Consider the following 26,530-nt stretch of genomic DNA (forward strand, 5'->3'; position numbering starts at 1 on the left):
GTATTTTACTGCCAGTAGTCGCTGATTAGATAAGTTAAAAGCTTTCTAACCGGCTGCCATAACTCCGAGCTTCTTTATCTAAGTCTCTGCTGATTGATTGTAGTGATATGGTGAAAAAGCCAGTGGCATGTTGTCACAAGGGCATGAGTGGAAATGCTTATGCCTCCCGTATTTGGAAAGGTGTTCCTTGGCGCAACAATTCGAAGATAAATTCCAGCGTAAATTTTATTATTTGCGCCTATCAGTTACCGATGTATGTAACTTCAAATGCACTTATTGCCTACCTGATGGCTATAAACCTTCGGGAAGCAAAAACTCGTCTTTTCTAACTCTTCCAGAAATTCATCGCGTGGTGAACGCGTTTGCTGATTGTGGCACCTCTAAAATCCGTATCACTGGCGGAGAGCCGACCTTACGCAAGGATTTTACCGATATTATCCGAGTCGTTGCAGACAACGGAAACATCAGAAAAATTGCGACCACAACCAACGGCTATCGGATGGAAAAGGGTGTAGCAGAGTGGAAAGAGGCAGGTCTGACGCACATCAACGTCAGCGTTGATAGCTTAGATCCCAGAATGTTCCATCAGATCACGGGTGAAAACCGTTTTCATCAAGTCATGGCTGGTATCGATCGCGCATTCGAAGTCGGCTATGAGCAAGTAAAAGTGAATGTGGTGTTGATGAAAGATCGCAACCACCACGAGCTTCCACTGTTTCTTAACTGGATTAAACATCGCCCAATCCAATTGCGTTTCATTGAACTGATGCAAACAGGTGAAATGGACGATTTGTTTACCAAGCATCATATATCCGGTGTCTCGATTCGAAATCAACTGATTGCTAATGGTTGGATTCTAAAGGTCAGAGAGAACAATGATGGTCCAGCACAGGTCTTTGTTCATCCCGATTATCAGGGTGAAATAGGTCTTATCATGCCTTATGAAAAGAACTTCTGTGAGAGTTGTAACCGCCTAAGAGTCTCTGCTCTTGGCAAACTTCATCTTTGCCTTTTTGGCGATCAGGGCATCGAACTTAGAGATTTATTACAACAAGACGCACAGGAAGCTGAGCTTATTGCTCGAATTCAAATGCAGTTACAAAACAAATCCGTCAGCCATTTTCTTCAAGAAGGAAACACCGGCATGACGCCACATTTAGCGTCTATTGGTGGATAAGTAGACCGCGAAAGCACCGGGCTTTCGAGGTTAATGCAGTTAAATTAACGAATAAGAAAATTACATTAGGGTGAGCAAATGGGTCACGCAGAAAGCAAATTTCAGCCAGCGAATATCGCAGTTCTAACCGTTTCAGATACACGTACAGAAGAAAATGACACATCAGGGCGTTACCTTGCAGAGCAACTTCAAGAAGCGGGTCACCATTTAGCGGATAAGCAAATCGTAATTGATGATATGTACAAAATTCGCGCAGTAGTTTCGCAGTGGATTGCTGATGAAAAAGTTCAGGCGGTATTGATTACGGGTGGTACTGGCTTTACATCTCGTGACAGCACACCTGAAGCTTTGAAGCCGCTATTTGACAAAGAAGTAGAAGGTTTCGGTGAATTGTTCCGCATGGTTTCTTATGAAGAGATTGGTACTTCTACCATTCAATCTCGCGCAGTAGCTGGTTTTGCAAACCATACCGTTATCTTTGCGATGCCAGGTTCAACAGGTGCATGTCGTACAGGTTGGACGAAAATCATCAAACAACAATTAGACGCTAGCCACCGCCCATGTAACTTTATGCCGCATCTGTAAGAGTAAACAACAATGACTCAATTCACTCATATCAACGCTTCGGGTGAAGCGAACATGGTTGATGTTTCTGCTAAAGCGGAAACAGTTAGAGAAGCGCGCGCTGAAGCTTTTGTGCATATGGCGGCAGAAACGTTGCAACTGATTGTATCTGGTCAACACCATAAAGGTGATGTGTTTGCTACCGCTCGTATCGCAGGTATTCAAGCAGCAAAGAAAACATGGGATTTAATTCCACTTTGCCACCCTTTGCTACTGTCGAAAGTAGAAGTTCAACTTGAAGCGATAGAAGCGGAAAACAAGGTTCGTATTGAATCGGTATGTAAGTTGGCGGGTAAAACAGGCGTTGAAATGGAAGCGCTAACCGCCGCTTCTGTGGCCGCGCTAACGATTTACGATATGTGTAAAGCGGTGCAGAAAGATATGGTGATCGGGCAAATTCGCCTGTTGGAAAAAACGGGCGGAAAATCGGGTCACTTTAAGGTAGATGTATGATTAACGTATTGTTTTTTGCTCAAACAAGAGAGTTAGTAGATTGTGATGGTCTGTCGTTAGAGCATGAGTTTGAATCAGTAGAAAATCTACGTGCTCATCTTGCCTCTCAGTCTGACAAATGGGCTTTGGCTTTAGAATCGGGTAAGTTGCTTGCCGCTGTGAATCAGTCAATTGTACCTATGGACTTTAAACTGACCGATGGTGATGAAGTCGCATTCTTCCCACCAGTGACAGGGGGTTAACGATGAACGCTTATGTTTCGGTTCAGGTCGAGGACTTCTCTGTCGCACAAGAGTATGAGGCACTCGCTTCTGGTACAGATGCGGGAGCGGTAGTGACGTTCATCGGTAAAGTTCGTGACATGAATTTAGGTGATCATGTCACTGGGTTGCACTTGGAACACTATCCGGGAATGACGGAAAAATCTCTAAATGAGATTTGCGAAGAGGCGAAATCACGCTGGCCGTTACTTCAACTGCGCTTAATTCACCGAATTGGCGATCTCGATATTGGCGACCAAGTAGTATTTGTTGGTGTGAGTAGCGCTCATCGCTCGGCTTCTTTTGAGGCTTGCGAATTTGTAATGGATTATTTAAAGACCAAAGCACCATTCTGGAAGAAAGAGCGAACTGACGACGGTACCCGCTGGATAGACTCTAGAGAATCAGATGCAAAAGCTGCTCAGCGCTGGGCTAAGTAGTCGCGTTTTAGGGATATTGAAACTGTTCCAAAGATAAGATCAATAGATATGATTTAGTGTAATAGGTTAGAACTATCAAAATAATTGGTGATTTCCATTTAGTAAAATCAAGAAATTAGTCAACACTTAGATTATTAGCCACCTTTACGTAAGGAATCTAAGGAGACTGAAATGGATTCACTAAAAGTAAAAGATTATATGACCGTGAAAGCGGTAACCTTTACTCCTGATATGTCTTTGTCTGCTGCATTAGATAAAGTGATTCGTTCTGACCACTTGGGCGGACCAGTAATCGATGACAAAGAGCGTGTGATTGGTTTCCTTTCTGAGCAGGATTTGCTCGATAAATTGGTGAAGGTCAGTTATTTCTGCCAAGACACTCATATAGTGAGTGACTGTATGCACAAAGAAGTTTTGTCTGTATCGCCTGAAATGTCGGTTATAGAACTGGCAGACATGATGAAAGTGGGCAAGCCAAAAGTATATCCTGTGATCGATAATGGCAAGTTAGTCGGAATTATCACTCGACGTGATGTATTGCGTGCTATAGGAAAAACGTTGGCTAGCTGCTTTAAACATCCTGTATAAAGCGTTTTTCTGCAGCTACCGTCCATACCCAACCGCTTAATAGAGGCACAGTGTTGAACTGTGCTTTTTTGTTTCTCAGTGTTTTTTTGTTTCTCAGTACAATAGTGACCAGAAGACGGCTAAATTTTATCAGTAATGTGATAGCGGTCATCTTTGCGTGTAACGTAAATATATCTTGCTTTCATTGGTGTGATATTTATCACTCTTTAACTTTCCGTAGTGAGCTAAAGTTGTCCTGTACCTAATTACATTTATGAGCTGAATAAGCCGCATGAAGGAGCAACCTATGTCTCAAGCAGTATTCCACCTTGGTGTTACCGAAGCTGATCTTAATGGCGCAACTTTAGCGATCATCCCAGGTGATCCAGCACGTGTACAAAAAATTGCAGAACTGATGGATAATCCTGTGTTTCTTGCAAGCCACCGTGAATACACGCTTTACCGCGCAGAGCTAGATGGCAAGTCAGTAGTCGTTTGTTCTACTGGTATCGGTGGTCCTTCAACTTCTATCGCAGTAGAAGAGCTGGCACAACTGGGTGTTCGTAGCTTCTTACGTGTTGGTACAACTGGTGCTATTCAGCCACATGTTAATGTTGGCGATATGATCGTGACGACGGGTTCTGTTCGCCTAGATGGTGCAAGTCTGCACTTTGCTCCAATGGAGTTCCCTGCAGTACCAGACTTTGATGTTGCTATTGCGATGAAGCAAGCGGCAGAAGAGAGCGGCGCTACAGTACACATGGGCATTACTGCTTCAAGTGACACTTTCTACCCTGGTCAAGAGCGTTATGACACGTTCACTGGTCGTGTCGTTAAGCGCTTCCAAGGCTCAATGAAAGAGTGGCAAGAAATGGGCGTGCTGAACTTTGAAATGGAATCAGCAACTCTGCTGACTATGTGTGCAAGTTCTGGTTTGAAAGCGGGTTGTGTTGCTGGTGTTATCATCAACCGTACTCAAAAAGAAATCCCAGATCACGCAACCCTTAAAGAGACTGAAGCTCGTTCAATTAAAGTGGTAGTAGAAGCCGCTCGTAAGATGCTTTAACTCACGCATTTATAACAGCTTAGATTAAGATCTAAATTGTAAAACGCCATACTTTTTGCAGTATGGCGTTTTCGTTTATCAAGCCACGATAAGTTTTGGCAAAGGGATGTAAAGACTTTCACTCACATCAGCCAGCATTTGATCGTAGACATGAGCAATGCTCAGCGATACATCTGAAGTCAGTTGGTACAATTGATCTTGGGGAATGTCGAAAGTTGGATTCTCATGCAGCTCACTCAATAGATGCATGGCTTTCGAACAAGCTGGAGATGCAATCGACAACGGGCTAATCAGTGCAAGCTGGTTAAGTTTACGACGTAATAAATCACAGTAATGGCGAAGACGCGCTGAACCATCTTGCGTGTGCATATCCTCAATAGAAATACGCAATTGAGTGAGAGTGTCCATTGAATCGATCACCTGCTGCCAATTCATGTGGTACTCATCGCTTAAATCTTCTCGACCAGATTCTACTAACCAAGCCAGCATCACTTCGTCCATTAAAAACATACAGTGGCGAATCGCTTTGCCATGCATCATTTGATTACGAGAAACGCTTCTATCCTGCCAGTTATTCATCAGCGCTTTTAATTTAAGCTGCAACACTCGATACATAGGTTTGTTATCGAAGTGCGAAGTAGAGATCAGGTGATTCGATTTCTCGTGCAGCAAATCTTGCAAATGGCTTAGCTCTGCATCTCTTTTCTCGCCAAACATCAGTGCGTGATGAGTTGCACTGCGGTGTTGTCTACTGAGATAAAGCAGTTGTCGGAGGTCGATAAGAAGTTCGTACTTGCGCTGCAAAGTCGATTCTCTTTGCTTTGAATAGAAGAACATCAAACCAAGTATGCCGATTGAGATCAGCATTGAGACAATGACAAACATAACCAACTCCTTGTATGCCTTGAACGTTGAAGGTCACCTTGTAGCCGTGCCTTGGCATCGACCAGTGAAGGGATATTATTGTTTATCAGAGGAATTGCAGTTTTAATGCCAAGGAATAACTAATTTAAAATCAATTGGTTAGAAAATGTTTAAATAAAAACTTGCACCATTAAAGGGCGAAATGAACTAAAAGTGTGAGCTGGTTCATAAAAAAAGCCCCGGCGACTATGACGCTAGGGCTTATTAAAGGTTTTGCTTTAAAGCGGATGCTTAGGGCTACTAATTAGAGCTACGACTTAGAGCAATTACATTACACGCATGCCCGGTTGAGCACCTTCGTGTGGCTCTAGAATCCATAGCTCACTGCCACCAGGGCCGGCTGCTAGGATCATGCCTTCAGACATGCCAAATTTCATCTTACGAGGCTTAAGGTTTGCAACCACCACTGTAAGCTTACCAACTAACTCTTCTGGTTCGTAAGCGGCTTTAATGCCAGAGAATACTTGGCGCATTTCACCACCGATATCCAATTGGAATTTCAGTAGTTTGTCTGCTTTTGGCACCGCTTCGCATGAAACGATTTTTGCAATACGTAGGTCAACCTTTGCAAAATCATCGAATTCGATTTCTTCTGCAATTGGATCTTTGCTTAGCTCAGTTGCTTGCGCAGCTTCTGCTTTTTGTTTCGCAGCGACTTCTGCAGCCGCATCTTCTTTCGACGCTTCAATCATCGCTTCGATGTTCTTAGGATCGATACGGTTGAACAGTGCTTTAAACGCTGTGATTTCATGGCTAGTTAGCGGAGTAGCAATACCTTCCCAAGTTAATTCTTGGTTTAGGAATGCTTCAGTACGCGCTGCTAGCTCAGGCATAACAGGTTTCAGATACGTCATTAGAACGCGGAACAGGTTGATACCCACAGAACAGATATCTTGTAGCTCTTGATCTTGACCTTCTTGTTTCGCAACAACCCAAGGAGCTTTCTCATCGACGTATTGGTTTGCTTTGTCTGCTAGTGCTGTGATTTCACGAATCGCGCGACCAAACTCGCGAGCTTCAAATTGTTCTGCAATACGGTCAGCCGCTTCTACGAACTCGTTGTATAGCGCTGGCTCTACAAAATTGTCTGATAGCTTGCCTTCAAAACGCTTAGCTATGAAACCTGCATTACGAGAAGCAAGGTTAACGATTTTGTTAACCACATCAGCGTTTACGCGTTGAGTGAAGTCTTCAAGGTTAAGGTCGAGGTCATCAATACGACTGTTTAGCTTCGCCGCGTAGTAGTAACGTAGACATTCTGGATCTAAATGCTCTAGGTAAGTACTTGCTTTGATGAAAGTACCTTTAGACTTAGACATCTTCGCGCCGTTTACAGTGACGTAGCCGTGAACGAATACGTTGTTTGGCTTACGGAAACCTGAACCGTCTAGCATCGCAGGCCAGAATAGGCTGTGGAAGTAAACGATGTCTTTACCGATGAAGTGGTAAAGTTCAGTTTTGCTGTCTTTGTTCCAGTACTCGTCGAAATCTAGGTCATCACGTTTGTTACATAGGTTTTTGAATGAACCCATGTAGCCAATTGGCGCGTCTAGCCAAACGTAGAAGAACTTGTCTTTTTCGCCCGGGATTTCAAAACCGAAGTAAGGTGCATCGCGTGAGATATCCCACTGTTGCAGACCAGACTCAAACCACTCTTGCATCTTGTTTGCTGTTTCAGCTTGAAGAGAGCCTGAACGAGTCCACTCTTTTAGCATGCTTTCGAACTGAGGCAAGTCGAAGAAGAAGTGCTCAGAATCTTTCATGATTGGCGTAGCGCCAGAAACTGCAGACTTAGGATTGATAAGCTCAGTTGGGCTGTATGTCTCACCACAAGCGTCACAGTTGTCACCGTATTGGTCTTCTGACTTACACTTAGGACAAGTACCTTTTACGAAACGGTCTGGCAGAAACATCTCTTTCTCAGGATCAAACAACTGAGAAATTGTACGGCTAGAGATAAAACCATTCTTTTTAAGCTCTAGGTAGATGTGAGAAGCCAGCTCACGGTTCTCATCTGAGTGTGTGCTGTGGTAGTTGTCAAAGCTGATATCAAAGCCAGCGAAGTCTTTTTGGTGCTCTTCGCTAACAGCGGCGATCATCTCTTCTGGTGTCATACCCATCTGTTGTGCTTTTAGCATGATTGGCGTGCCGTGGGCATCGTCAGCACAGATGAAGTTTACAGTGTTGCCGCGTAGACGTTGGTAGCGAACCCAGATGTCAGCTTGGATGTGCTCAAGCATATGACCTAAGTGGATCGAACCATTAGCGTACGGAAGGGCACAAGTGACCAGCAATTTCCTTGCGGTAGAGAGTCTTGGATCGTTTGCCATACTTAATATTCGCTTTCTTGATAGGTATAAAAATTTGATGGGTAATACTACCCCATGAGCCACCTAACTCCAAGGCATCAAAGGTGTGATTGCCTTAGTTTTTTCAGGGTTCTGTATAGGCTTAGCTGGTGGTAGCATAGGGCAAACAAGGAGGACCTATGCGTCAATTCAGTTCCAAGCAAGATTTTTGTGATTGGTTAAACCAATTTCAGCATCCTTTTCTAATTCAAGATTGGGCTTCGCAACCAAATATTGTTTCTGTGGAGGCTCAAGGATTTAAGATTACACTTCCATTTGCCACGCTCTCTTTGCCTGAAGAACTTTCAAGCTGGATCGCACAACAGCAGCAATCTGGTGAAGTGCCTGATTTCTATTATGAAGTTGTTGTGGCTCCGAAAGCATTAGAAACACATGTTGCGTCAGAAGTGCGTGGTGTGAAAAACATTATTGCGGTGACTTCAGCGAAAGGTGGAGTAGGTAAGTCGACGACCGCAGTCAACTTAGCATTAGCGATTGCAAAATGTGGAGCGAAAGTTGGCTTGCTCGATGCTGATATCTATGGTCCTTCTGTACCTATGATGTTAGGGCAGTTAGATGCCAAACCAGAAGTTCGAGACAATAAATGGATGCAGCCAATAAAGGCGCATGGCATCTACACTCATTCCATCGGTTACTTGGTGGATAAATCCGATGCCACAATCTGGCGTGGACCTATGGCCTCTAAAGCGTTGGCACAGCTTCTTACTGAAACTGAATGGCCGGAATTAGATTACTTGGTGATTGATATGCCACCGGGTACAGGCGACATTCAACTTACGCTTTCTCAGCAAATTCCTGTTACTGGTGCACTCATTGTTACCACTCCCCAAGATTTGGCATTGGCGGATGCTCGTAAGGGCGCGGCGATGTTCGAGAAAGTCGATGTTCCGGTTATTGGCATGGTCGAGAACATGAGCTACCACATCTGTAGTCATTGTGGTGAGAAGGAACATATCTTCGGTCATGGTGGCGCGCAGACTTTAGCGAATGAGTTTGGTCTCTCATTGCTTGCTCAGATTCCTCTTCACATCAGCATGCGAGAAGACATCGATGCAGGTGCTCCAACGGTCGCAGCACGACCAGAAAGTGAACACGCAGCGGCTTATATTCAATTGGCTGAACGAGTGTGTGCTTCTCTGTATTGGCAAGGTAAACCAAAACCTGAATCCATCATGTTCACTATGGTGGAATAAGGGCAATGTTCACCCGCAATTCTTTCACTCTACGTCGAATGCTTGGCTGAATGCAGAAAAATAGCGAGTCGAAAGATACCAAAATGTAGCCAGAGTAAATGTAATCGTTTGCTCTGGCTTTTTATTGTCCAACATCAGAAATTACTGGCATTTAAAGCTAATGCAAACTGGTATAACCCTTTTTAACTCCCTATAATCAGGCGGTTTAACTTAATTCCCAAAATACACGTATCGAGTGCACATACATGTCTGATAATAATCAATGCGTCATCGTTGGTATCGCCGGCGCATCAGCTTCTGGTAAAAGCCTTATAGCGAGCACCATTTACAATGAACTGAGTGCGAAAGTTGGTGACCACCAAATTGGTGTGATTACGGAAGATTGCTATTACAAAGACCAAAGCCATCTGAGCATGGAAGAGCGTGTTAAAACCAATTACGACCACCCAAGTGCATTGGACCATGATTTATTGTGTGAACATCTAACACAGTTAATGAATGGCCAAGCAGTTGAAGTTCCAGAGTACAGCTACACTGAGCATACTCGCACAGACCACACTACGACGATGACACCTAAAAAAGTCATAATCTTAGAAGGTATTCTGCTGCTGACTGACCCACGCCTTCGTGAGCTTATGCAAGTAACGGTATTTATGGATACTCCACTAGATATCTGTTTATTACGCCGCGTTAAGCGTGATGTAGAAGATCGTGGTCGCACTATGGATTCAGTGCTAAAGCAATATCAAAAAACGGTTCGTCCTATGTTCCTCCAGTTTATTGAACCGTCAAAACAATATGCTGACATCATCGTTCCTCGTGGCGGTAAAAACCGTATCGCGATCGATGTGTTAAAAGCACACATTGCAAAATTGCTAAAATCGTAATTTTGACCAATGCTTGGCATTAGCCGACTTTATTTTTTAACTGAAAAGTGGCACTTTAGGTGCCACTTTTTTTATATCTATATCATTGATTAGCGGATTGAAAATCATTGGTTAATCATGGATGTTGATGTTTTCAAACAAGGATAAAACAGATGAAAAAACTGTTACTCTTGGTTGCTGTACTAGTCGTGATTGTTATTGGCGCAGTTGCAGCACTTGTTTTGTTCGTTAATCCTAATCAGTTCAAGCCTTTAATTGTTGAGCAAACGAAACAACAGACCGGACTCGATCTTATTATTGAGGGCGATATTGGCTGGAAATTTTTCCCTTCGATCGGTTTTGAAATAGGCAAAACTGAACTTAAAAACCCTGAAGGATTCTCTAAACCAAACTTGTTCAAAGTCGACAATGTTGGCGTAGATGTTTCGGTGATGCCGCTACTTGATAAACAATTAGTCATTGGTAATGTGCAGCTGGATGGTGCGGAAATATATTTAGAAACGCTCAAAGATGGCAAAACCAACCTAGACAGTTTGACTCAAGCAAAAACATCTCAAGATGCCGTTGAATCACAAACTCCAGCGAAACCTCAAGATACCACTTCGCCTGATAATTCCGTTCAAGGTAATCGCGCTCAAGGCAATAGTCTTCAAGACTGGTCAATTCAACTGGCCGGTGTGACCATAAACAACGCACTGCTGGATATTCAAGATCGTAAAGCGGGTACTGAAACCAAACTCTACGATGTGCAGTTGAAAGTTAATGAGTTCGAAGCTGAAAAGTGGACTTTAGTTAGCTTTGCTGCAAAAGGACGTAACGAGCAGCAAAAAAATAATCCTCAGAATTTCGCAGCGACGGGTAACGCAGAAGTTAAATTGTCTAAAGACTTTGCTCAATACGCGCTACGCAATATCAACGTGGACGCGAGCTTTAGCGACCAAGCAAACAACATTGAGTCTGCGAAGTTAGCTCTGGCTACTTTTGATTTCGACCAGCCAAATGCACTGGAGTTTTCTGTAAAAGGAAAAGCAGCGGACATGGTGTTAGAGGCCGAAGGTTCTAGCTCTCTAGTCGTAAATAAAGACATCACAAAAGTCGCTGCTAGTGGATTTAACCTAGAGGCGAATTTAGAAGGTGCAGCATTACCTCAGTCACCGATGAAAGTTGGAATGCAATCAGACATTGCATTTGATATCAGTAAAAGCACGCTAAATGTCGTTCTGGCAAAACTCACTGCTAATGCATTGCAATTTGATGGCAAGCTTAATGTTGTTTTGGCCGATATTCCGAAAGTTCGCTTTTCCCTCCACAGTCCGGACATCGATGTGGATGCATTCTTGGGGACTGAAAAGGCAGATTCTGCGAAACCATCAGAAAGTACGAATCAATCATCTTCTTCTTCAACCGAGGCTAAACCAACAGCATCTAACCAAGAAGAAGTGGAACCCGATCTTTCCGCCTTACAGACACTCGATGTGGCAGGCGATATCACTATTGATAAGCTTAAAGCGAACAATGCAAAAATGCAGAACGTGAAAGCGGATGTTGTCGTGAATCGTGGCTTAGTGACGCTCAAATCTTTTACCGCTAATTTGTATCAAGGTTCGCTAGCAGCATCAGCTCAAATAGATGCTCGTAAATCACCAGCTACGTATACGATTAAGAAGTCCGTGAAAGGCGTGAAGGTACAACCGATGCTTGTTGATGTGCTAGACAACGATATGCTTGAAGGTACGGGTAACATCGAAGTCAATGCTCAAGGAAAAAGTTTAACGCCGACAGGGATTCAAAAGAATCTTGTAGGTACAGTTGCTATCAATTTCGAAGACGGCGCTGTTAATGGCATCAACGTTGCCCATCTGTTACGCACGAACTACGCAAAAATTACTGGTGGTGATGTAACGGAAGCTGACCAAGTGAAGAAGACCGATTTTAGCGCGATGACAGCGACGCTAAAGCTTGATAAAGGCAACGTGACTACAGACGATCTGCATATGCAGTCGCCAGCTCTGCGTATTAAAGGGCAGGGTAAAGCCAACTACTTAAATGAAACGGTAGACTTTACTCTAAGCACTTCTGTTGTTGGATCATTGAAAGGTCAGGGCGGTAAAGATATCGATGAACTGCGTGATGTGACTATTCCTGTAAACATTTCTGGCAAATGGTCTGATCCTAAATACAAACTTATTTTTGACGATGTACTTAAACAAAAAGCCAAAAAAGAAGTGGATCGAGGTATCGAAAAGTTAAGTGATAAGATCAAAAACGAAGACACTAAGAAAGCGGTTGATAGCTTACTAAAAGGGCTGTTTAACTAAGTGGATTGGTTTTAGCTAAGCATCTTATTGTTGATGAAAAGCTGATGGAAAAGCGAGTGGCGTTAAAATGGCCACTCGCTTTTTTATGATATATACCAGACAGTTTCGCGCCTTGTAGGGCGATCTAAAAATGACTACCAGTCGATACCTTGTAGTGCTTTGATGCCAGCTTCAAAAGCATGTTTGGTGTTTTTTACTTCAGAAACGGTATCTGCCATTTCGATTAAAGTTCGGTGAGCGGCACGACCAGTAATTATCACTGACTGCATGTGTGGTCTATTTTCTAGTGCTTCAACAACTTCATCCAGCTCGATGTAACCGTAATTAACCATGTAAGTCAGTTCATCAAACAAAATGACATCGATAGATTCGTCTTTGAGCATGCGTTTACATTCTTGCCAGACGATTTGCGCCGCTGCGGTATCACTTTCTTTGTTTTGCGTATCCCAAGTAAAGCCAGTTGCCATGACTTGAAATTCAACGCCCAATTTCTCAAGCAAGTTACGTTCGCCATTGTCCCAAGTCCCTTTAATGAACTGAGCTACTGCACATTTTTTATTGTGTCCAACTGCACGGGCAATGGTACCAAATCCAGAGGTGGATTTTCCTTTGCCATTACCAGTAATGACTAACAATAACCCTTTTACTTCTTGGGCTGCTGCAACGCGGGCATCTACTTTTTCTTTTACTTTTTGTTGGCGAGCTTTATGACGATCTTGTTTTACATCTTCGCTGGACATGACAATTCCTTTTTCAATCTGATTCTTATGACTATGATAACTTAACGAGGCGTCAGCAAACACAGACCAAAAGCAAGGAATTACAATGACGAAAATTTTAGTGGTTTGCATGGGGAATATTTGTCGTTCACCAACGGGAGAGGCGGTTTTAAGAAAAAAAGCTGAAGAGCTAGGTTTGGATGTTGAAGTGGATTCAGCAGGGACGATTGGTTACCACGAGGGAGCTCTACCTGACAAGCGAGCAAGAGCTGCTGGAGAACGAAGAGGCTATTCATTTTCAGGTATTTTGGCACGTAAAGTAACCAAAAGGGATTTCGAGGATTTTGACTACATATTGGCAGCCGATCATGAAAATTTAGAAGATCTTATGTTGTTATGTCCTAAACCTTTACAGTACAAGTTGTCACTGTTTTTGGCTCATGGAGAATCACACTATGAAGAGATTCCAGACCCATATTATGGCGGCGATCAAGGTTTTGAATTAGTGCTGGATTTGTTAGAGGAAGCTTCTGACGAGTTTCTACTGTATTTGAAACAAAGAGGCCAGCTTTAATGCTGGCCTGTTCAACTAACTTTAGCTTTTTAGAAGCGATAACTTGCTTGCACACCAAGTAGCCATACACTGCCAGTAGTTTGACCAACAAATGTGCCACCAACTGCTGCTGCTTTGTCATCAGAATCATAGCCGCGCGATTCTTTAATCGATGCATCTTTTGCAACAATATAAGTAAAGCCAGCATCGACAGTGAACTGTTCTGTTACATCATAGCCAGCACCAATGCTCAGCCAGATACGATCTGTTTCTGGAATTGTGATGGTTCGGTTCTGGTCGCTTACCGCACCCATGTCGTAGGCAACACCGCTGCGTAGAGCAAGCTTTGAATCCAACTGGTAAGTTGCGCCAAGCGCGAAACGGTAGTTGTCTTTCCAGTTTTCCTCTTTAACCATCTGAGTGCCTAATTTATCCAACTCAGCTTCAAGTTTTTCGAAGCTGCTCCAGTCAGTCCAGTTGATGCTGCCGTGTAAGGCAATTTTATCTGTTACTTGGTGGAAGCTGGCAATTTCCGCTGTTGCAGGAAGAGTTAACACCATGTATCCATTATCTTTGGAGCCAGCCGATAACCCAAATCCAATGCCTTCGGCATGACCAGTAAGCTTAAGATCTACTTCAGACTTATAGGTAAAACCAATACGGTTGCTTGAGTTAATTTGCCAAGCGGCACCTGCTTGCCAACCCCATGCGTTATCAGTACCTTCCATGTACTTGAGCGTAGTACCTTTAGGCATAGATACTAAAGTTGGCGTAGTTGCAACATAGTTGTTAGATGCTGTTTGTGCGCCAAAATGACCTTCACCCATAACATAACGAACACCACCACCAACACTAATTGTCTCTGTCATACGGTAGGCAAGGTTAGGATTGATCTCTACACTTTTAACCATTGCTTCGTTACCGAAATGGTTAGCGGAAAAGTCAGAAGACAGAGATGTTTCCATCCCGTAGTTTGTTCCAAAAGCTAAGCCAAAAAATAGCTTGTCATTGATTTGGTTTGATAAATACAGATTTGGAACAATTGCATCATTGGCAAAGTCGTTTGACTCTGTACGTATGTTTTTACCGTAGAACTCAACATTACCTTCAACATCCAAATTCGGGTTTACATAAATTGCGCCCGTTGAAACTTGAGTACCCTTTAGGTAAGTAAGCATTGCAGGGTTGCGCCATTGTGCGCTGGCATTATCTGCAATAGCGGCTTCACCTGCGTAGGCACGACCTAGGCCAGTTGCTGAGTATTCGGCAAGTTGAAAACCTGCAGCATGAGAAAGAGTTGGTACGCTAGCCAAACTAGCAGCCACCGCTAGAGTAAGGAGAGTCTTATTTGTTTTCATTTTGATTTTATGTTCGCTGAAATTTGAAAAAACTGAACGGTAAAGTCTAAGAACTAAAATCAGCCATGAAAAATGAAAACCAGCTTTTAACTGATATATAAAATAAAATGCTAAAAAATCTTAATGAGAAAGATATATGACTGCTTAATTTTTCTCATGAATGTTTTTTCAGCGTACACGTGTAGGGGTTAGGGTTGATTTAAAGACACACTTGTGCGCTTAAAATAAAAAAATTATTCGGAAAGATGTAAAAAAGGGCTGGTAAACCAGCCCTTTAGCGTTTGTGTTATTTCTAACTATTGATTAGAAAGAACGGCTGTATTGTAAGCCCATCAAGATAGCATCAGCATGAGTAGTTGCAGAAATGCTGGTAGAAGCAGTAGCGCTTAGAGGTACTGATTCGTTTACTTGTGTATCTTCACCAAGTAAGTATGTGAAGCCAAAGTCAACGTTAGAAGCTTCGTCAATTGTGTAAGTAAAACCAGCTGAGAACCATTGACGATCTGAATCAGGTACAGAGATTGAAGTTAACTCATCTTGTGCACTAGTGTCATACATATAACCTGCGCGTAGAGTCCAGTCGCTGTTTAGGTAATAGGTACCACCGATAGAGTAATGCCAGCCATCTTGCCATTGATATTTTTTGTCGTATGAAGTACCCACACCTGCGTTTTGAAGGTTGCGCATTTCAATTTTGTCGAATGCACTCCAGCCAATCCATTGCACACTGTAATGAACGGCAAAAGATGTATCTTCAATCTTGTGGAAACCAGAGAACTCAGCAATATCGGGTAATGGAAGAGTGATTTCCTGTCCTTTATCATCTTTTGCTGTGAATTCTGGACTATAGTGGTAGCCAAAACCAAAGCGATTATTTTCGTCTAGTTCATAAACAGTACCTAGGTTAAAACCAACTGCCCATCCGTCAGCTTTGTCAACATCAACCAATGCTGTACCTTCAGGAGTAGCTCCTCCGGTAATAGTTTCAATAGATGCGCTTGTAGAACGCTTGAATGTTCCTTGACCATAGATTAAGTCTAGACCTGCACCAAAACTTAATTGCTCGTTTAATCGGTACGAACCAGCTAAACCGAAGTTAAAGCTTTTAACGTCTGTTAGACCGCCGTATTCCCGAGCTGTGTAATTGTCTGAAAATTCGGTTTTTGTACCAAAATTGGTATAAGCGTTGATACCCCAGGCAAATTTTTCATTTACTGGAACGATTAGATGTATGTTTGGTGCTATCGACGTGCTACCAACATCATCAGTATCATTCACATCACTTGCGCCGAGCACAGGTACCGTATAGCTAGCATCTTTTACTTCGATCATGGTAGTAATCGATTCGAAACCTAGAGAAAGTTCCATTTTGTCGAAAAGTGCCATTGCTGCAGGGTTACGCGCCATTACTGAAGCGTTATCTGCGATTACAGCATCACCAGCAAATGCACGGCCTAGGCCAGTTGCTGATTGTGCGTTGAGCTGGAAGCCAGCAGCCATTGCTTGCTGCGTAGCTAGTGTTACTGTCACTGCTAATAGTGAACGTTTAAACAGACGCGTCTTGTTCATTCGTATTTCCTTTTTTGTATAGCCTCTGGTGGGCTTTTTTGAGCAATTGCTCAGTTGGGGGCTGATCCTAGTACCTAGTCTACAATATAGAAATCCGACCATTGTCTAGTTGGACGAGAAAATTCTAGAAATGGTGGTTAACTGACATGAATTTGTAAGAAAACATGATTTTTTAGAGCTTTAACTCTAGGATGAAGACAATAAGCCCACTTAATTAGTGGGCTTATTGTCTATTCAGAAGGGTTATTTAGCAGGGCTAAGTAGAGGAAGAAGATTATCGGCAATTTTGCGCATATTTTCGTTGTTGTTACCTACGAGAATAAGGCTTTTATCACCAATCGATTCAACCATTCCAGACATTCCATCTTTATTGAAATGTCCGTTAATGTCACTTTGAACACTCGCTAGGAATAGCGTCACTTTGCCATTTTCACCTTGGAACACCATGTGCAGAGCATTGGAATGTCCAAATCCGCAATGATTCAAGTAATAAACATGGTATGGAAAGTTCTCAGTGAACTTGTAAGCAAAAGGCAATAACTTTGCATTGATCTGGCGAGAACTTACTTGCTCATCAAGATTGGAAACGAATCCTTCTTCATCGACGACATGTTTTATGGCTATATCCACTAAGCTTGCTTGTGCTTGTGGCACCAATAGTTTTCCCCAGTTTACCTGACCAACAACCAAGCCAAACACAAACGCAATGGATGCCGCCATAGCCATTGCTCTTCGAGCAAAATTGATGGTGGTGACATTATCCACTTGTGAGCTTTGCTTAAACAAAATTCTGTCAGCCAATCCTTCAGGCACATCTACTTTCATTGCATCTGCAATTTGCGCATCGAATTTTAATACATCATCTAAAAACTTTTGGTTTGCTTCTTTTGATAATGCTTCAGCGTATTCACTGTTTTTTTGCTTCGGATCCGACATGGCGCGGCGGCGAAATTCTAAATCATCCATTTTGCTGCCCTCTAAAGTTTTCGGAAGAATCCAACATCTCTTTTAATTGATTACGAGCACGGAAAAGTCGAGTCATAACCGTGTTCTGGTTAAGTTCTAGAATCTCACTTATCTCTTCTCCGCTAAAACCACCGATAATTTGCAAGAACAGTGGCTCTCGATACTCTTCTTCGAGTATCATTATCTGTTTCTGCAGCCATTCTCTTTGATGGTGAGCGTCGTCCGATACTTTGGCTTCACTACCATGGGTTTCAATATCAACGAGATCGAATTGCTTACGTTCGAAGCGTCGAGCATTTTCTCGTCTCAGTATCGTAATGAGCCAAGATTTCGCTGCCTTCTCATCTTGCAAGCTTTCTAGTGACTTCCACGCTCGTAAGCAAGTTTCTTGCACCAGATCTTCCGCCACGCTTTGGTCTTTACACAACCAATAGGCGTAGCGATAGAGATCGGTGTGATAAGCACGCACAAGTGCTTCGTATTTTCTTTGTCTATCCATACCATTATTGACCGGATGGTTAGCGGATTTCTTTCCAAATATTTTTATAATTGACACTCGAGTCTCCGATGGCTCTGTAGTGTAGATATTTCGCTGCGTTCGAATACTAGGACTAAGGTGAGAGCTAAGTCATTGGTTTCGATATTTACAATCTTACTGACAGAAATTCTTTAGAGCTGATAGAAATACGTGCTTAAAACATCTTTTCGATAAAATTAATTTCATTCAACTCAATAAATCACATTAAAATTGATCTATTTCAAAATCTAATGCTCAGGAGCGGTTATAGTTGTTTACGTCATCTAGTTAGTCCTTGTGACTAGCATGTTGAGCAAGATGACACTTCCTTTTGAAGGCTGACTTTACTTTCTCCTAATCAGGAAACTGATTATTTTCAATTGGCGTAAGTTAATTGTTTTACTATATATTCCGACCACACAGATTTGTGTGGTTTTTTTTTGCTTTTAATTCATCTTTTTGAAAATTTTTATTTCAATCCTCTCTCACCTGATTCCAAATCCATAGTGACAATCTGTTTTAAAGGTAGCAGAAGCTTGCTCAGAACAGTGGTTTCGATGCAGATATCACGTTTTCTAAACGCGTGTTTGATTGTATTAACATTCTCGTTACAATGAGCAGGTCAGACCTCTTATTCTAAGGAAAAGTAATGGGTAAACAGTTAATGGGCAAACAGGGAATTAGCAAACAGGAAGTTAAAACGCGTTCTGGTGAACGTGTTGCTATCGTCGCCGGTCTCCGAACTCCTTTTGCGCGCCAGAGTACTGAATTCAGCCAAGTTCCAGCCGTTGACCTTGGGAAAATGGTTGTGAGCGAACTGCTCGCGCGTACAAATATCGAACCGAAACTGATTGAACAAGTGGTGTTTGGACAAGTAGTTCAGATGCCTGCCGCACCGAATATTGCAAGGGAAATTGTTCTCGGCACTGGTATGGACATCAACACAGATGCATACAGTGTGACGCGCGCTTGTGCAACTAGCTTTCAATCTGCAGTAAACGTTGCAGAAAGTATTATGGCAGGAACGATTGATATCGGTATTGCGGGTGGTGCGGACTCTTCATCTGTTTTGCCTATTGGTGTTTCAAGAAAGCTGGCAGCAAGTTTATTGGCTTTAAGCAAGACCAAAACGCTTGGCCAAAAACTCAGTGTGTTAAAGTCACTGTCATTGAAAGATTTGATGCCTGTGCCGCCTGCTGTTGCGGAATATTCTACAGGTCTTTCAATGGGACAAACCGCTGAGCAAATGGCGAAAACGCACGGAATTTCGCGTGCAGACCAAGATGCATTGGCTCATCGTTCACATACGCTAGCGTCTGCCGCTTGGAATGATGGAAAAATTCAAGGTGAAGTGATGACCGCCTTCCCTGAGCCTTATAGGAAATGGATAGAGCAGGATAACAACATCCGCCATGACTCCACATTAGAAGGTTACGCGAAACTTCGTCCAGCGTTCGACCGCCAATATGGTTCAGTAACCGCTGCAAACAGTACACCTTTAACAGACGGTGCGGCTGCCATTATGTTGATGCGTGAAGGCAAAGCGAAAGAGTTAGGTCTCGATATTATGGGATATATCCGTTCCTACGCATTTTCCGCAATTGGTGTTCAGCAAGACATGCTGATGGGACCATCCCATGCAACACCTATTGCTTTGGACAGAGCTGGTATTTCACTATCTGATTTGACTTTGATTGATATGCATGAGGCCTTTGCTGCTCAGACACTAGCAAACTTGAAGATGTTTGCTAGTGATAAGTTTGCTCAAGATATATTGGGTCGTAGTCAGGCGATCGGTGAAGTCGATATGGATAAGTTTAACGTACTAGGTGGCTCTATCGCTTACGGACACCCGTTTGCAGCGACTGGTGCACGTATGATCACTCAAACGCTTCGTGAATTAAAACGTAGAGGCGGTGGTCTTGCATTGAATACTGCATGTGCTGCTGGTGGATTAGGTGCGGCAATGATTTTGGAGGTTGAGTAATGAGTGAGTCAAATGCGTTCCATCTAAAAATTGATGAAGACAGTATTGCTTGGCTCGCCATTGACGTGCCAGGGGAGAAAATGAATACCTTGCAATCTGCGTTTGCAGCGGAAATGCAAGAGGTGTTCTCAGAACTCAATCAGTCTAAAAGTCAAGTCAAAGGTCTGATTATCCACTCTTTAAAGCCAGATAATTTTATCGCTGGCGCAGATGTTCGTATGCTGGATTCCTGCACTTCTGCTAAAGAAGCTCAGGACTTGGCAACCCAAGGGCAGCAGATGTTCCAACAACTGTCTGACCTGCCATTTCCTGTCGTTGCCGCTATTCACGGGCCATGTTTGGGCGGCGGATTAGAGCTTGCTCTAGCGTGTGACTACCGAGTGTGTAGTGACGATGACAAAACCCGTTTAGGTTTGCCAGAAGTTATGCTTGGTTTGCTTCCGGGCTCTGGTGGTACTCAACGTTTGCCTCGATTGATTGGCTTGTTAGCATCTTTGGATTTAATTCTTACTGGCAAACAACTTCGCGCAGCCAAAGCGAAAAAGTTGGGTGTAGTTGATGCGTGTGTACCTAATAGCGTTCTGTTGGATGTCGCCAAACGCTTTGTGAATGAGAAAAATAAAAAACGCAGCAAAGTCAAACTAACCACCAAAGAAAAACTCATTTCCCGAACTCAGTTAGGTCGTAAATTTGTTTTTGAGCAAGCATCTAAAAAGACAGAACAAAAAACGCGTGGCAATTACCCAGCAGCAAAAGCCATTTTGGAGGTGATTCAATTTGGTTTAGAGAAAGGAATGAAAGCTGGACTTCAGCGAGAAGCGGAAAGATTCGGTGAGCTTGTGATGACATCGGAATCGAGAGCACTGCGTTCTATCTTCTTTGCAACAACGGAAATGAAGAAAGAAAATGGCAGCGATGCAGAGCCGAGGAAAGTGGAGCGAGTGGGCGTTTTAGGTGGTGGTTTAATGGGCGCGGGTATCAGCCACGTTAGCGCATCAAAAGCCAAAGTTCCGGTACGAATTAAAGATGTCTCAAATGACGGAGTTCTTAATGCGCTGAAATACAACTATGGGTTGTTTGAGAAGCAGCGTAAACGTCGCATTCTGACTAATGCTCAGGTTCAGCATGAAATGATGAAGCTGTCTGGCGGCACGGATTTTACTGCATTCGATTTGGCTGACGTCGTTATTGAAGCGGTATTTGAAGACCTAGCATTGAAGCAATCAATGGTGTCAGACATTGAATCTCATGCGAAACCAACGACGATTTTTGCTACCAATACTTCGTCATTACCGATTCACCAGATCGCCGAAAAAGCTGCTCGTCCTGAAAATGTCGTGGGTTTGCATTACTTTAGCCCGGTTGAAAAAATGCCTTTGGTTGAGGTGATTCCACACGCAACGACGTCAGATGAAACCGTATCAACGGTTGTCGCTTTAGCTCGCAAACAAGGTAAAACACCGATTGTTGTTAAAGACAAGGCTGGTTTTTACGTTAACCGCATTCTTGCACCTTATATGAATGAAGCGGCGCAAATTCTTATGGCTGGCGTGCCTATTGAAGAGATCGATACTGCATTGTTAAACGCAGGCTTCCCTGTCGGGCCTATCACGCTTTTGGATGAAGTAGGCATCGATATCGGCGCTAAAATCATGCCGATTTTAGTAAAAGAGCTGGGGCCGCGTTTCCAAGGTCCTGATGTGTTTGACAAGCTACTTAACGACAACCGTAAAGGTAGGAAGTCAGGCAAAGGCTTCTATATCTATAAAGGCAGCAAGAACAAGGAAGTGGATAAATCAGTCTATAAGCTACTGAATCTAAAACCTGAATCTCATCTTAGTGAAAGTGATATTTCCCTACGTTGTATGTTGCCGATGCTCAATGAAGCAGTACGTTGCTTGGACGAAGGGATTATTCGTAGCCCGAGAGATGGAGATATTGGTGCGATCTTCGGTATCGGTTTCCCGCCATTTTTAGGCGGACCGTTCCGTTACATGGATCATATCGGTATCTCTAAGCTGGTGGAGATGATGAACCAACATGCAGAAAAGTATGGTGAAAGATTTGCGCCGTGTGATGGCTTGTTAACTCGAGCAGGAACAGGTGAAGCTTTCTATTCATAGTCGCTTCTATCAATAGTCGCAGTTCTTGTACAACCTGTGCAACAAAAATGAAAAGTGAGGTAAAAACCTCACTTTTTGCATTGATGAGAATAAAAATATCTATGCTAGGATTGGTTTAGACTCATATCTTCAACAAATTAAGCACTTAAGAAGGACTTATCATGGATGCTCTCGAACTGCTGCTCAATCGTCGCTCAATGGCTAAGCTGGAAGCACCTGCTCCAGAAGGTAAAGCTCTGGAAAATATAATCCGTGCAGGCCTACGCGCTCCGGACCACGCGAATCTAACTCCTTGGCGTTTTGTTATTGCGCAGGGTAGTGGTCTTCATAAACTTTCTGACATTTTGGTTAAGGCTGCAATTGCAGATAACAACGATGAAGCTTCTGTCGCTAAGATGAAAGATGCGCCTTTCAGAGCTCCAATGGTGATTACTGTAATTGCTAAAGTTACACCTCATGAAAAAGTCCCAGCTTTCGAACAACATTTATCAGCGGGTTGTGCTGTTCAGGCAATGCAGATGGCAGCGGTGGCACAAGGTTTTCAGGGGATATGGCGTTCAGGAAACTTGATGTTCCATCCTGAAGTAAGAAATGCTTTTGGCTTAGAAGGTGAAGACCACGTGGTTGGCTTCCTTTACTTAGGCACTCCTGAAGGTTCGACAATGAAAGTGCCAGAGCGAGAACTGAGCAAGTTTGTCGAGTTTCTCTAATCTTTAAAGGTTGAAAACAGACTAACAAAAAGGGCCGAAAGGCCCTTTTTTAATGAATTAATGCAGATGGTAAGCGATAACAAAATCGATAAAGAGGCGCACCTTTTCTGGTAAGTGATCTTTATGGTTATACAACATATAGATATCACGAGGGTTCGCGCTCCACTGATCAAGAACACGCACTAGGCTGCCTTCTGCGATGTATTCAGTGATCATCACGTTTGGCATAAGTGTAATGCCCAATCCTTCCGAACAAGCGATGCGTACAACATCTAAGGTATTGGCTTGGAATCGGCCTTTATCTAGGTTGATGATCGTTTCGCCTTCGGTGTTGGTCAGTTGCCACTTTAATAGAGGGTGACCTTTAAGCAGTGAATGTCGGCTTAGCTCTTCTGCATGTTTGGGTGCAGGGTTCTTTGCTAAGTAAGCTGGACTTGCGACCAATATGTCTTTCACTTCACTGATTTTACGAGCAATTAAACTTGAATCGCGCTGAGGACCAATTCTAAAAATCACATCCCATTCGGTTGGATCAAGTTGATCGGCTTGGTTGCTGGTTGTCAGTTCAATATTGATTTCTGGATACTGCTTCATGAACTCATTGAACATCGGCATCATCAAGCGCTTAGTCAGGTTTGAAGGTGAAGAGATCTTCAGTTTTCCTGATGCACCTCTACACTCATCAGTGATCTCTTCAGCCATTGAAGCCAAACGATGCAACAGAGGAGAACAATCTTTGAAAAATCGTTCGCCAGCTTCCGTCAGTGAAAGTTTGCGTGCGTGACGATTAAGAAGCCTTAAATTCAACGAGTCTTCTAATGCTTGAATGCGTCGAGTAATCGTTGCAACTGGAATCATCGTTTTACGAGAAGTTGCTGTGTAACTTCCATTCTCGACTACCAGTCGAAAGAGATTTAGATCGTCTAGTTTCATTTTTCCTGACACATTATTTTACGAATTTGCTTAACTTATACGGTTATCAGAATTCAAAGGTTGAGTCATGTCAACTTGTTTGACGATTTTGTGACATTGCGTACATATAGTATGCAACGAGGCTTTAGAGTGGAATATTTGTATAAACGCTATTTACTGACTACTTTTTAAATAACGAATTCACCTGCTTTGAAGTCAATGTCAATGCAAACTACAAGCGCATAGTGAGGTTAGGCTATGTACAAGACTCATCCACGAGTGGAACCGAATCCGATGCATGAATCGGTTCACAAGAAACTAATTATGTTGGTTGATGATGACCCCATTTTTAGGCGAATCACGAGTGGCTATTTATCTGCACAAGGTTACGAAGTCATGGAGGCGGAAAATGGCCTCGATGGACTGAGAAAATTAAGAACGATTGAACCAGATTTGGTTCTCTGTGATTTGTCTATGCCAGTCTTAGATGGCATAGAGTTCGTTGAAGAAGTGAGCTTAGAATACCCGTCGCTACCATTAATCGTAGTTTCAGCAACAGACGAAATGTCTGATGTAGCAAAGGCCTTACGTTATGGCATAAAAGACTTTTTAGCTAAACCAATTGGCAATCATGCCCATTTGGGCTGTGCGATACAAAGTACGCTAGAAGATACAGATAATCACCTTGCTGACCAACGTGACTTCTCTAGTCAATGGTTTAGGGTGGATGGTGGTGGTGATGTTCCAGAAGAACAGGAACTTCACTGGCATCTCGACTTTTTGCGTTCTAATCCGAGTGCTGCACGAGATCTGCTGCATGCATTATTGCCAGAAAATGATACCTCTCAAGGTGTTTGGAAGTGCAGTTATCGTCTGCTTCAGTCTACCAGCACAATGCCACTGGTCTTTGATTATGCGTGGCTGATGAATGGTCAGTTCGCTTTCTATCTGGTGGATTCCGCGAGCAATGATGAAGATAACGTTGCAAGTACACTGCTAGTGAGAGCGCTATTCCATGATTATCTGCGTAATCTGCGCAGCTTCAGTGCGGATCTCAAAGATTTAGCTGATATTTTGGAGAAAGGAATTGAGTGTTCTCCTTGCGCCAAACCTGTTTCTGCTTTGTTTGGCGTTGCAAATTTAACTGATGGAACTCTATCAATATTGCCTGCGGGTTTGGATAGCCAATGGTCAAATGGTTATATGACGCAACATATCGCAGCAGGAGTGAACCTTGGTGAAAATTGTTTGAAAAATTTTATTACCAAAGATCTTCTGATTCATGGTGGATGTCAGCTCTCATTGGGTAAAATAGGTGTGAGCAGTTTTTCACTTGATATACATCGTGGGGCAGGTGCGTGAGGCCTTGGTGGTTAGGTTGTAGGCTTTTACATATCTTAATAGTGTGAGCCTAGTATCTAGTTATTAATAACCCTACAATTACTCAGTGTTTGAGTCTGTTTGTTTAAGGTATAGTCTGCGCCGAAAACAATGATGCATCATTTTGTTTACTTGTATGTAACGAGATGCAACAACAAGACTCAACACCAGCTCAGAGACGTATACCCATGGCAGACAAAGATTTTAAAGAACCATATAACGTTCTATATTTTTTAGGTTTTATTGCAGCTCTTTTGATCCCAACGCTTCCAGCTACATTGACTTGGATTCGCGTATTCAGTGGATACGAAGGCTTCTAATCATTTAGAGGTTCCACCATCAGTATTCGTCGTTACACATATAATATTGTTGGTGTTGTGAGTGTATGCCTAGGTGTTCTGGGCATCATCCTTCCCTTGCTTCCAACCACCCCCTTTATATTGCTTGCCAGCGCTTGCTTTGTTAGAGGAAGCCCTAGGTTTCACGGTTGGTTACATCAGCATTCATTGTTTGGTCCTATATTAGAAAACTGGCATAAGAACAGAGCAGTTTCCAAGAAGGTGAAGATTCGTGGAACGCTATTCATCATTGCGAGCTTTTCATTCTCTATCTGGTTTGTGCCTCATATTTGGCTAAAGTTTCTACTGTTTTTTGGGCTTGTGGTACTGATCACTGGCTTTCAGCGGATCCCTACCTACGAGCTGGTTGCTAACCAGCGAGAAAATCACTAGCATTAGCGGGAAGTGTGCCCACTCTTCGAGTGGGCGTTTGTTTTTTCGGCGCTATGAAATATTAATTTAGGGTGTGCCGGAATTTTAATACCAGTACATAGATTCTTGTACTGAACGAACCGAAGTTAATTTAGTTATGACAACCGAAACTCTTTCACTGATCAAATCAAGCATCAAATCTATTCAAGACTATCCAAAGCCAGGAATCTTGTTCCGTGACGTAACGAGTCTGTTGGAGGATGCTCAAGCTTATCAAGCAACTATTCAGTTATTGGTTGATAAGTATAAGGATATGGGATTTACCAAGGTTGTGGGTACAGAAGCTCGTGGTTTCCTTTTCGGCGCACCACTAGCATTAGAATTAGGCGTAGGTTTTGTACCAGTGCGTAAGCCAGGTAAACTGCCTCGTCAAACTATCGCTCAATCTTATGAGCTTGAATACGGTACTGACGTACTAGAGATTCATGTTGATGCAATCAAAGCTGGCGACAAAGTCCTTGTTGTTGATGACCTGCTAGCGACTGGCGGCACGATTGAAGCGACAACTCTGCTTATTCGTCAACTTGGCGGCGAAGTAGAACACGCAGCATTTGTTATCAACCTGCCAGAAATTGGTGGTGACAAGCGTTTAGAAGGTTTAGGCTTAAACGTTTACAGCATTTGTGAATTCGAAGGCCACTAATACCTTTTCAGTTGCAGGGCGGTTACGTTTTTTAACTGCCCAATA

Annotated in this window: 25 protein-coding genes and 1 riboswitch; of the genes, 17 read left to right on the forward strand and 8 right to left on the reverse strand. The window is 43.0% G+C overall.

The genetic code is table 11. The features are described from left to right. Nucleotides 1-50 precede the first annotated feature (50 nt). A riboswitch (molybdenum cofactor riboswitch) is annotated at nt 51-200 on the forward strand. The 7 genes from moaA (at nt 188) to udp (ending at nt 4,587) form a co-directional block, all read left to right on the forward strand. Beyond that, the gene (gene moaA / locus ACOSVQ_RS01185; protein WP_491980779.1) at nt 188-1,177 is read left to right on the forward strand and encodes a GTP 3',8-cyclase MoaA; all 990 of its coding nucleotides are present in this window, start codon (nt 188-190) and stop codon (nt 1,175-1,177) included. Its footprint overlaps the riboswitch before it by 13 nt. Nucleotides 1,178-1,255: 78 nt before the next feature. Then, complete coding sequence (gene moaB / locus ACOSVQ_RS01190; RefSeq protein ID WP_042486196.1) at nt 1,256-1,762, forward strand: molybdenum cofactor biosynthesis protein B; 507 nt, start codon at nt 1,256-1,258, stop codon at nt 1,760-1,762. A 12-nt stretch (nt 1,763-1,774) separates the two neighbouring features. After that, nucleotides 1,775-2,254, forward strand: a complete 480-nt coding sequence (gene moaC, locus ACOSVQ_RS01195; RefSeq protein WP_491980780.1) for a cyclic pyranopterin monophosphate synthase MoaC — start codon at nt 1,775-1,777, stop codon at nt 2,252-2,254. Continuing rightward, nucleotides 2,251-2,496, forward strand: a complete 246-nt coding sequence (gene moaD / locus ACOSVQ_RS01200) for a molybdopterin synthase sulfur carrier subunit (RefSeq protein ID WP_491980781.1) — start codon at nt 2,251-2,253, stop codon at nt 2,494-2,496. The genes moaC and moaD overlap by 4 nt, the downstream gene beginning before the upstream one ends. Nucleotides 2,497-2,498: 2 nt before the next feature. After that, nucleotides 2,499-2,954 carry a molybdopterin synthase catalytic subunit MoaE gene (gene moaE, locus ACOSVQ_RS01205; protein ID WP_491980782.1) on the forward strand — a complete coding sequence of 152 codons (456 nt, stop codon included), beginning with the start codon at nt 2,499-2,501 and terminating at the stop codon, nt 2,952-2,954. 171 nt (nt 2,955-3,125) lie between these two features. After that, complete coding sequence (locus tag ACOSVQ_RS01210) at nt 3,126-3,542, forward strand: CBS domain-containing protein (RefSeq protein WP_491980783.1); 417 nt, start codon at nt 3,126-3,128, stop codon at nt 3,540-3,542. A 286-nt stretch (nt 3,543-3,828) separates the two neighbouring features. Beyond that, complete coding sequence (gene udp / locus ACOSVQ_RS01215) at nt 3,829-4,587, forward strand: uridine phosphorylase (protein WP_042486185.1); 759 nt, start codon at nt 3,829-3,831, stop codon at nt 4,585-4,587. Nucleotides 4,588-4,665: 78 nt separating this feature from the next. Here the strand turns inward: udp and ACOSVQ_RS01220 are convergent, their stop codons facing one another. Together ACOSVQ_RS01220 and metG are read right to left on the reverse strand one after the other, a co-directional pair. Further along, entirely contained in the window at nt 4,666-5,472 is an 807-nt protein-coding gene (locus ACOSVQ_RS01220) for a hypothetical protein (protein ID WP_491980784.1), read from the reverse strand. A gap of 305 nt (nt 5,473-5,777) precedes the next feature. Then, nucleotides 5,778-7,841 (reverse strand): methionine--tRNA ligase, encoded by a 2,064-nt coding sequence (gene metG / locus ACOSVQ_RS01225; protein ID WP_491980785.1) that lies wholly within the window; start codon nt 7,839-7,841, stop codon nt 5,778-5,780. A gap of 158 nt (nt 7,842-7,999) precedes the next feature. On the opposite strand from metG, the gene apbC reads away from it, so the two are divergent. From apbC to ACOSVQ_RS01240, 3 genes are all read left to right on the forward strand, one after another. After that, nucleotides 8,000-9,073, forward strand: a complete 1,074-nt coding sequence (gene apbC / locus ACOSVQ_RS01230; RefSeq protein WP_491980786.1) for an iron-sulfur cluster carrier protein ApbC — start codon at nt 8,000-8,002, stop codon at nt 9,071-9,073. A gap of 245 nt (nt 9,074-9,318) precedes the next feature. After that, a complete protein-coding gene (gene udk / locus ACOSVQ_RS01235; RefSeq protein ID WP_491980787.1) occupies nt 9,319-9,960 on the forward strand; it encodes a uridine kinase in 642 nt (213 codons plus the stop codon). A 152-nt stretch (nt 9,961-10,112) separates the two neighbouring features. Then, complete coding sequence (locus ACOSVQ_RS01240; RefSeq protein WP_491980788.1) at nt 10,113-12,278, forward strand: AsmA family protein; 2,166 nt, start codon at nt 10,113-10,115, stop codon at nt 12,276-12,278. Between the two features lie 134 nt (nt 12,279-12,412). Here the strand turns inward: ACOSVQ_RS01240 and cobO are convergent, their stop codons facing one another. Then, nucleotides 12,413-13,018 (reverse strand): cob(I)yrinic acid a,c-diamide adenosyltransferase, encoded by a 606-nt coding sequence (gene cobO / locus ACOSVQ_RS01245; protein WP_491980789.1) that lies wholly within the window; start codon nt 13,016-13,018, stop codon nt 12,413-12,415. A gap of 85 nt (nt 13,019-13,103) precedes the next feature. Between cobO and ACOSVQ_RS01250 the strand changes: the two genes are divergently transcribed. Continuing rightward, nucleotides 13,104-13,571: a low molecular weight protein-tyrosine-phosphatase gene (locus ACOSVQ_RS01250; protein WP_491980790.1), complete on the forward strand. Its 468-nt coding sequence runs from the start codon at nt 13,104-13,106 to the stop codon at nt 13,569-13,571. A gap of 29 nt (nt 13,572-13,600) precedes the next feature. Here the strand turns inward: ACOSVQ_RS01250 and ACOSVQ_RS01255 are convergent, their stop codons facing one another. From ACOSVQ_RS01255 to ACOSVQ_RS01270, 4 genes are all read right to left on the reverse strand, one after another. Continuing rightward, nucleotides 13,601-14,908 carry an outer membrane protein transport protein gene (locus ACOSVQ_RS01255; RefSeq protein ID WP_491980791.1) on the reverse strand — a complete coding sequence of 436 codons (1,308 nt, stop codon included), beginning with the start codon at nt 14,906-14,908 and terminating at the stop codon, nt 13,601-13,603. A gap of 303 nt (nt 14,909-15,211) precedes the next feature. Continuing rightward, nucleotides 15,212-16,477: an outer membrane protein transport protein gene (locus ACOSVQ_RS01260; protein WP_491980792.1), complete on the reverse strand. Its 1,266-nt coding sequence runs from the start codon at nt 16,475-16,477 to the stop codon at nt 15,212-15,214. 243 nt (nt 16,478-16,720) lie between these two features. Beyond that, a complete protein-coding gene (locus ACOSVQ_RS01265) occupies nt 16,721-17,443 on the reverse strand; it encodes a DUF3379 family protein (RefSeq protein ID WP_491980793.1) in 723 nt (240 codons plus the stop codon). After that, nucleotides 17,436-17,999, reverse strand: coding sequence for a sigma-70 family RNA polymerase sigma factor (locus tag ACOSVQ_RS01270; protein ID WP_491980794.1), 564 nt, complete (start codon nt 17,997-17,999; stop codon nt 17,436-17,438). The genes ACOSVQ_RS01265 and ACOSVQ_RS01270 overlap by 8 nt, the downstream gene beginning before the upstream one ends. A gap of 640 nt (nt 18,000-18,639) precedes the next feature. On the opposite strand from ACOSVQ_RS01270, the gene fadI reads away from it, so the two are divergent. The 3 genes from fadI (at nt 18,640) to ACOSVQ_RS01285 (ending at nt 22,780) form a co-directional block, all read left to right on the forward strand. Beyond that, nucleotides 18,640-19,947 carry an acetyl-CoA C-acyltransferase FadI gene (gene fadI, locus ACOSVQ_RS01275; protein ID WP_491981108.1) on the forward strand — a complete coding sequence of 436 codons (1,308 nt, stop codon included), beginning with the start codon at nt 18,640-18,642 and terminating at the stop codon, nt 19,945-19,947. Next, entirely contained in the window at nt 19,947-22,070 is a 2,124-nt protein-coding gene (gene fadJ / locus ACOSVQ_RS01280; protein ID WP_491980795.1) for a fatty acid oxidation complex subunit alpha FadJ, read from the forward strand. Before fadI ends, fadJ begins: the two co-directional genes overlap by 1 nt. A gap of 161 nt (nt 22,071-22,231) precedes the next feature. Then, on the forward strand, nt 22,232-22,780 hold the full coding sequence (locus ACOSVQ_RS01285; RefSeq protein WP_491980796.1) for an NAD(P)H nitroreductase: 549 nt from the start codon (nt 22,232-22,234) through the stop codon (nt 22,778-22,780). 57 nt (nt 22,781-22,837) lie between these two features. Here the strand turns inward: ACOSVQ_RS01285 and ACOSVQ_RS01290 are convergent, their stop codons facing one another. Next, the gene (locus ACOSVQ_RS01290; protein WP_491980797.1) at nt 22,838-23,713 is read right to left on the reverse strand and encodes a LysR family transcriptional regulator; all 876 of its coding nucleotides are present in this window, start codon (nt 23,711-23,713) and stop codon (nt 22,838-22,840) included. Between the two features lie 237 nt (nt 23,714-23,950). Between ACOSVQ_RS01290 and ACOSVQ_RS01295 the strand changes: the two genes are divergently transcribed. The 3 genes from ACOSVQ_RS01295 to apt all read left to right on the forward strand — a co-directional run bounded on the left by ACOSVQ_RS01295 (nt 23,951) and on the right by apt (nt 26,485). After that, nucleotides 23,951-25,054 (forward strand): response regulator, encoded by a 1,104-nt coding sequence (locus ACOSVQ_RS01295; protein WP_491980798.1) that lies wholly within the window; start codon nt 23,951-23,953, stop codon nt 25,052-25,054. Between the two features lie 356 nt (nt 25,055-25,410). Continuing rightward, nucleotides 25,411-25,803, forward strand: coding sequence for a YbaN family protein (locus ACOSVQ_RS01300; RefSeq protein WP_491981109.1), 393 nt, complete (start codon nt 25,411-25,413; stop codon nt 25,801-25,803). Nucleotides 25,804-25,939: 136 nt separating this feature from the next. After that, complete coding sequence (apt, locus tag ACOSVQ_RS01305) at nt 25,940-26,485, forward strand: adenine phosphoribosyltransferase (RefSeq protein WP_491980799.1); 546 nt, start codon at nt 25,940-25,942, stop codon at nt 26,483-26,485. Nucleotides 26,486-26,530 lie beyond the last annotated feature (45 nt).

Source organism: Vibrio sp. HM8-C, from assembly GCF_058630515.1.

Coding starts and splice junctions, on each gene's coding strand:
- moaE (WP_491980782.1), top strand. CDS start 2,499: ATGAACGCTTATGTTTCGGTTCAGGTCGAGGACTTCTCTGTCGCACAA.
- ACOSVQ_RS01210 (WP_491980783.1), top strand. CDS start 3,126: ATGGATTCACTAAAAGTAAAAGATTATATGACCGTGAAAGCGGTAACC.
- udp (WP_042486185.1), top strand. CDS start 3,829: ATGTCTCAAGCAGTATTCCACCTTGGTGTTACCGAAGCTGATCTTAAT.
- ACOSVQ_RS01255 (WP_491980791.1), bottom strand. CDS start 14,908: ATGAAAACAAATAAGACTCTCCTTACTCTAGCGGTGGCTGCTAGTTTG.
- apt (WP_491980799.1), top strand. CDS start 25,940: ATGACAACCGAAACTCTTTCACTGATCAAATCAAGCATCAAATCTATT.
- moaD (WP_491980781.1), top strand. CDS start 2,251: ATGATTAACGTATTGTTTTTTGCTCAAACAAGAGAGTTAGTAGATTGT.
- ACOSVQ_RS01260 (WP_491980792.1), bottom strand. CDS start 16,477: ATGAACAAGACGCGTCTGTTTAAACGTTCACTATTAGCAGTGACAGTA.
- ACOSVQ_RS01290 (WP_491980797.1), bottom strand. CDS start 23,713: ATGAAACTAGACGATCTAAATCTCTTTCGACTGGTAGTCGAGAATGGA.
- ACOSVQ_RS01250 (WP_491980790.1), top strand. CDS start 13,104: ATGACGAAAATTTTAGTGGTTTGCATGGGGAATATTTGTCGTTCACCA.
- moaB (WP_042486196.1), top strand. CDS start 1,256: ATGGGTCACGCAGAAAGCAAATTTCAGCCAGCGAATATCGCAGTTCTA.
- cobO (WP_491980789.1), bottom strand. CDS start 13,018: ATGTCCAGCGAAGATGTAAAACAAGATCGTCATAAAGCTCGCCAACAA.
- ACOSVQ_RS01220 (WP_491980784.1), bottom strand. CDS start 5,472: ATGTTTGTCATTGTCTCAATGCTGATCTCAATCGGCATACTTGGTTTG.
- ACOSVQ_RS01285 (WP_491980796.1), top strand. CDS start 22,232: ATGGATGCTCTCGAACTGCTGCTCAATCGTCGCTCAATGGCTAAGCTG.
- ACOSVQ_RS01265 (WP_491980793.1), bottom strand. CDS start 17,443: ATGGATGATTTAGAATTTCGCCGCCGCGCCATGTCGGATCCGAAGCAA.
- udk (WP_491980787.1), top strand. CDS start 9,319: ATGTCTGATAATAATCAATGCGTCATCGTTGGTATCGCCGGCGCATCA.
- apbC (WP_491980786.1), top strand. CDS start 8,000: ATGCGTCAATTCAGTTCCAAGCAAGATTTTTGTGATTGGTTAAACCAA.
- moaC (WP_491980780.1), top strand. CDS start 1,775: ATGACTCAATTCACTCATATCAACGCTTCGGGTGAAGCGAACATGGTT.
- metG (WP_491980785.1), bottom strand. CDS start 7,841: ATGGCAAACGATCCAAGACTCTCTACCGCAAGGAAATTGCTGGTCACT.
- ACOSVQ_RS01240 (WP_491980788.1), top strand. CDS start 10,113: ATGAAAAAACTGTTACTCTTGGTTGCTGTACTAGTCGTGATTGTTATT.
- ACOSVQ_RS01295 (WP_491980798.1), top strand. CDS start 23,951: ATGTACAAGACTCATCCACGAGTGGAACCGAATCCGATGCATGAATCG.
- fadJ (WP_491980795.1), top strand. CDS start 19,947: ATGAGTGAGTCAAATGCGTTCCATCTAAAAATTGATGAAGACAGTATT.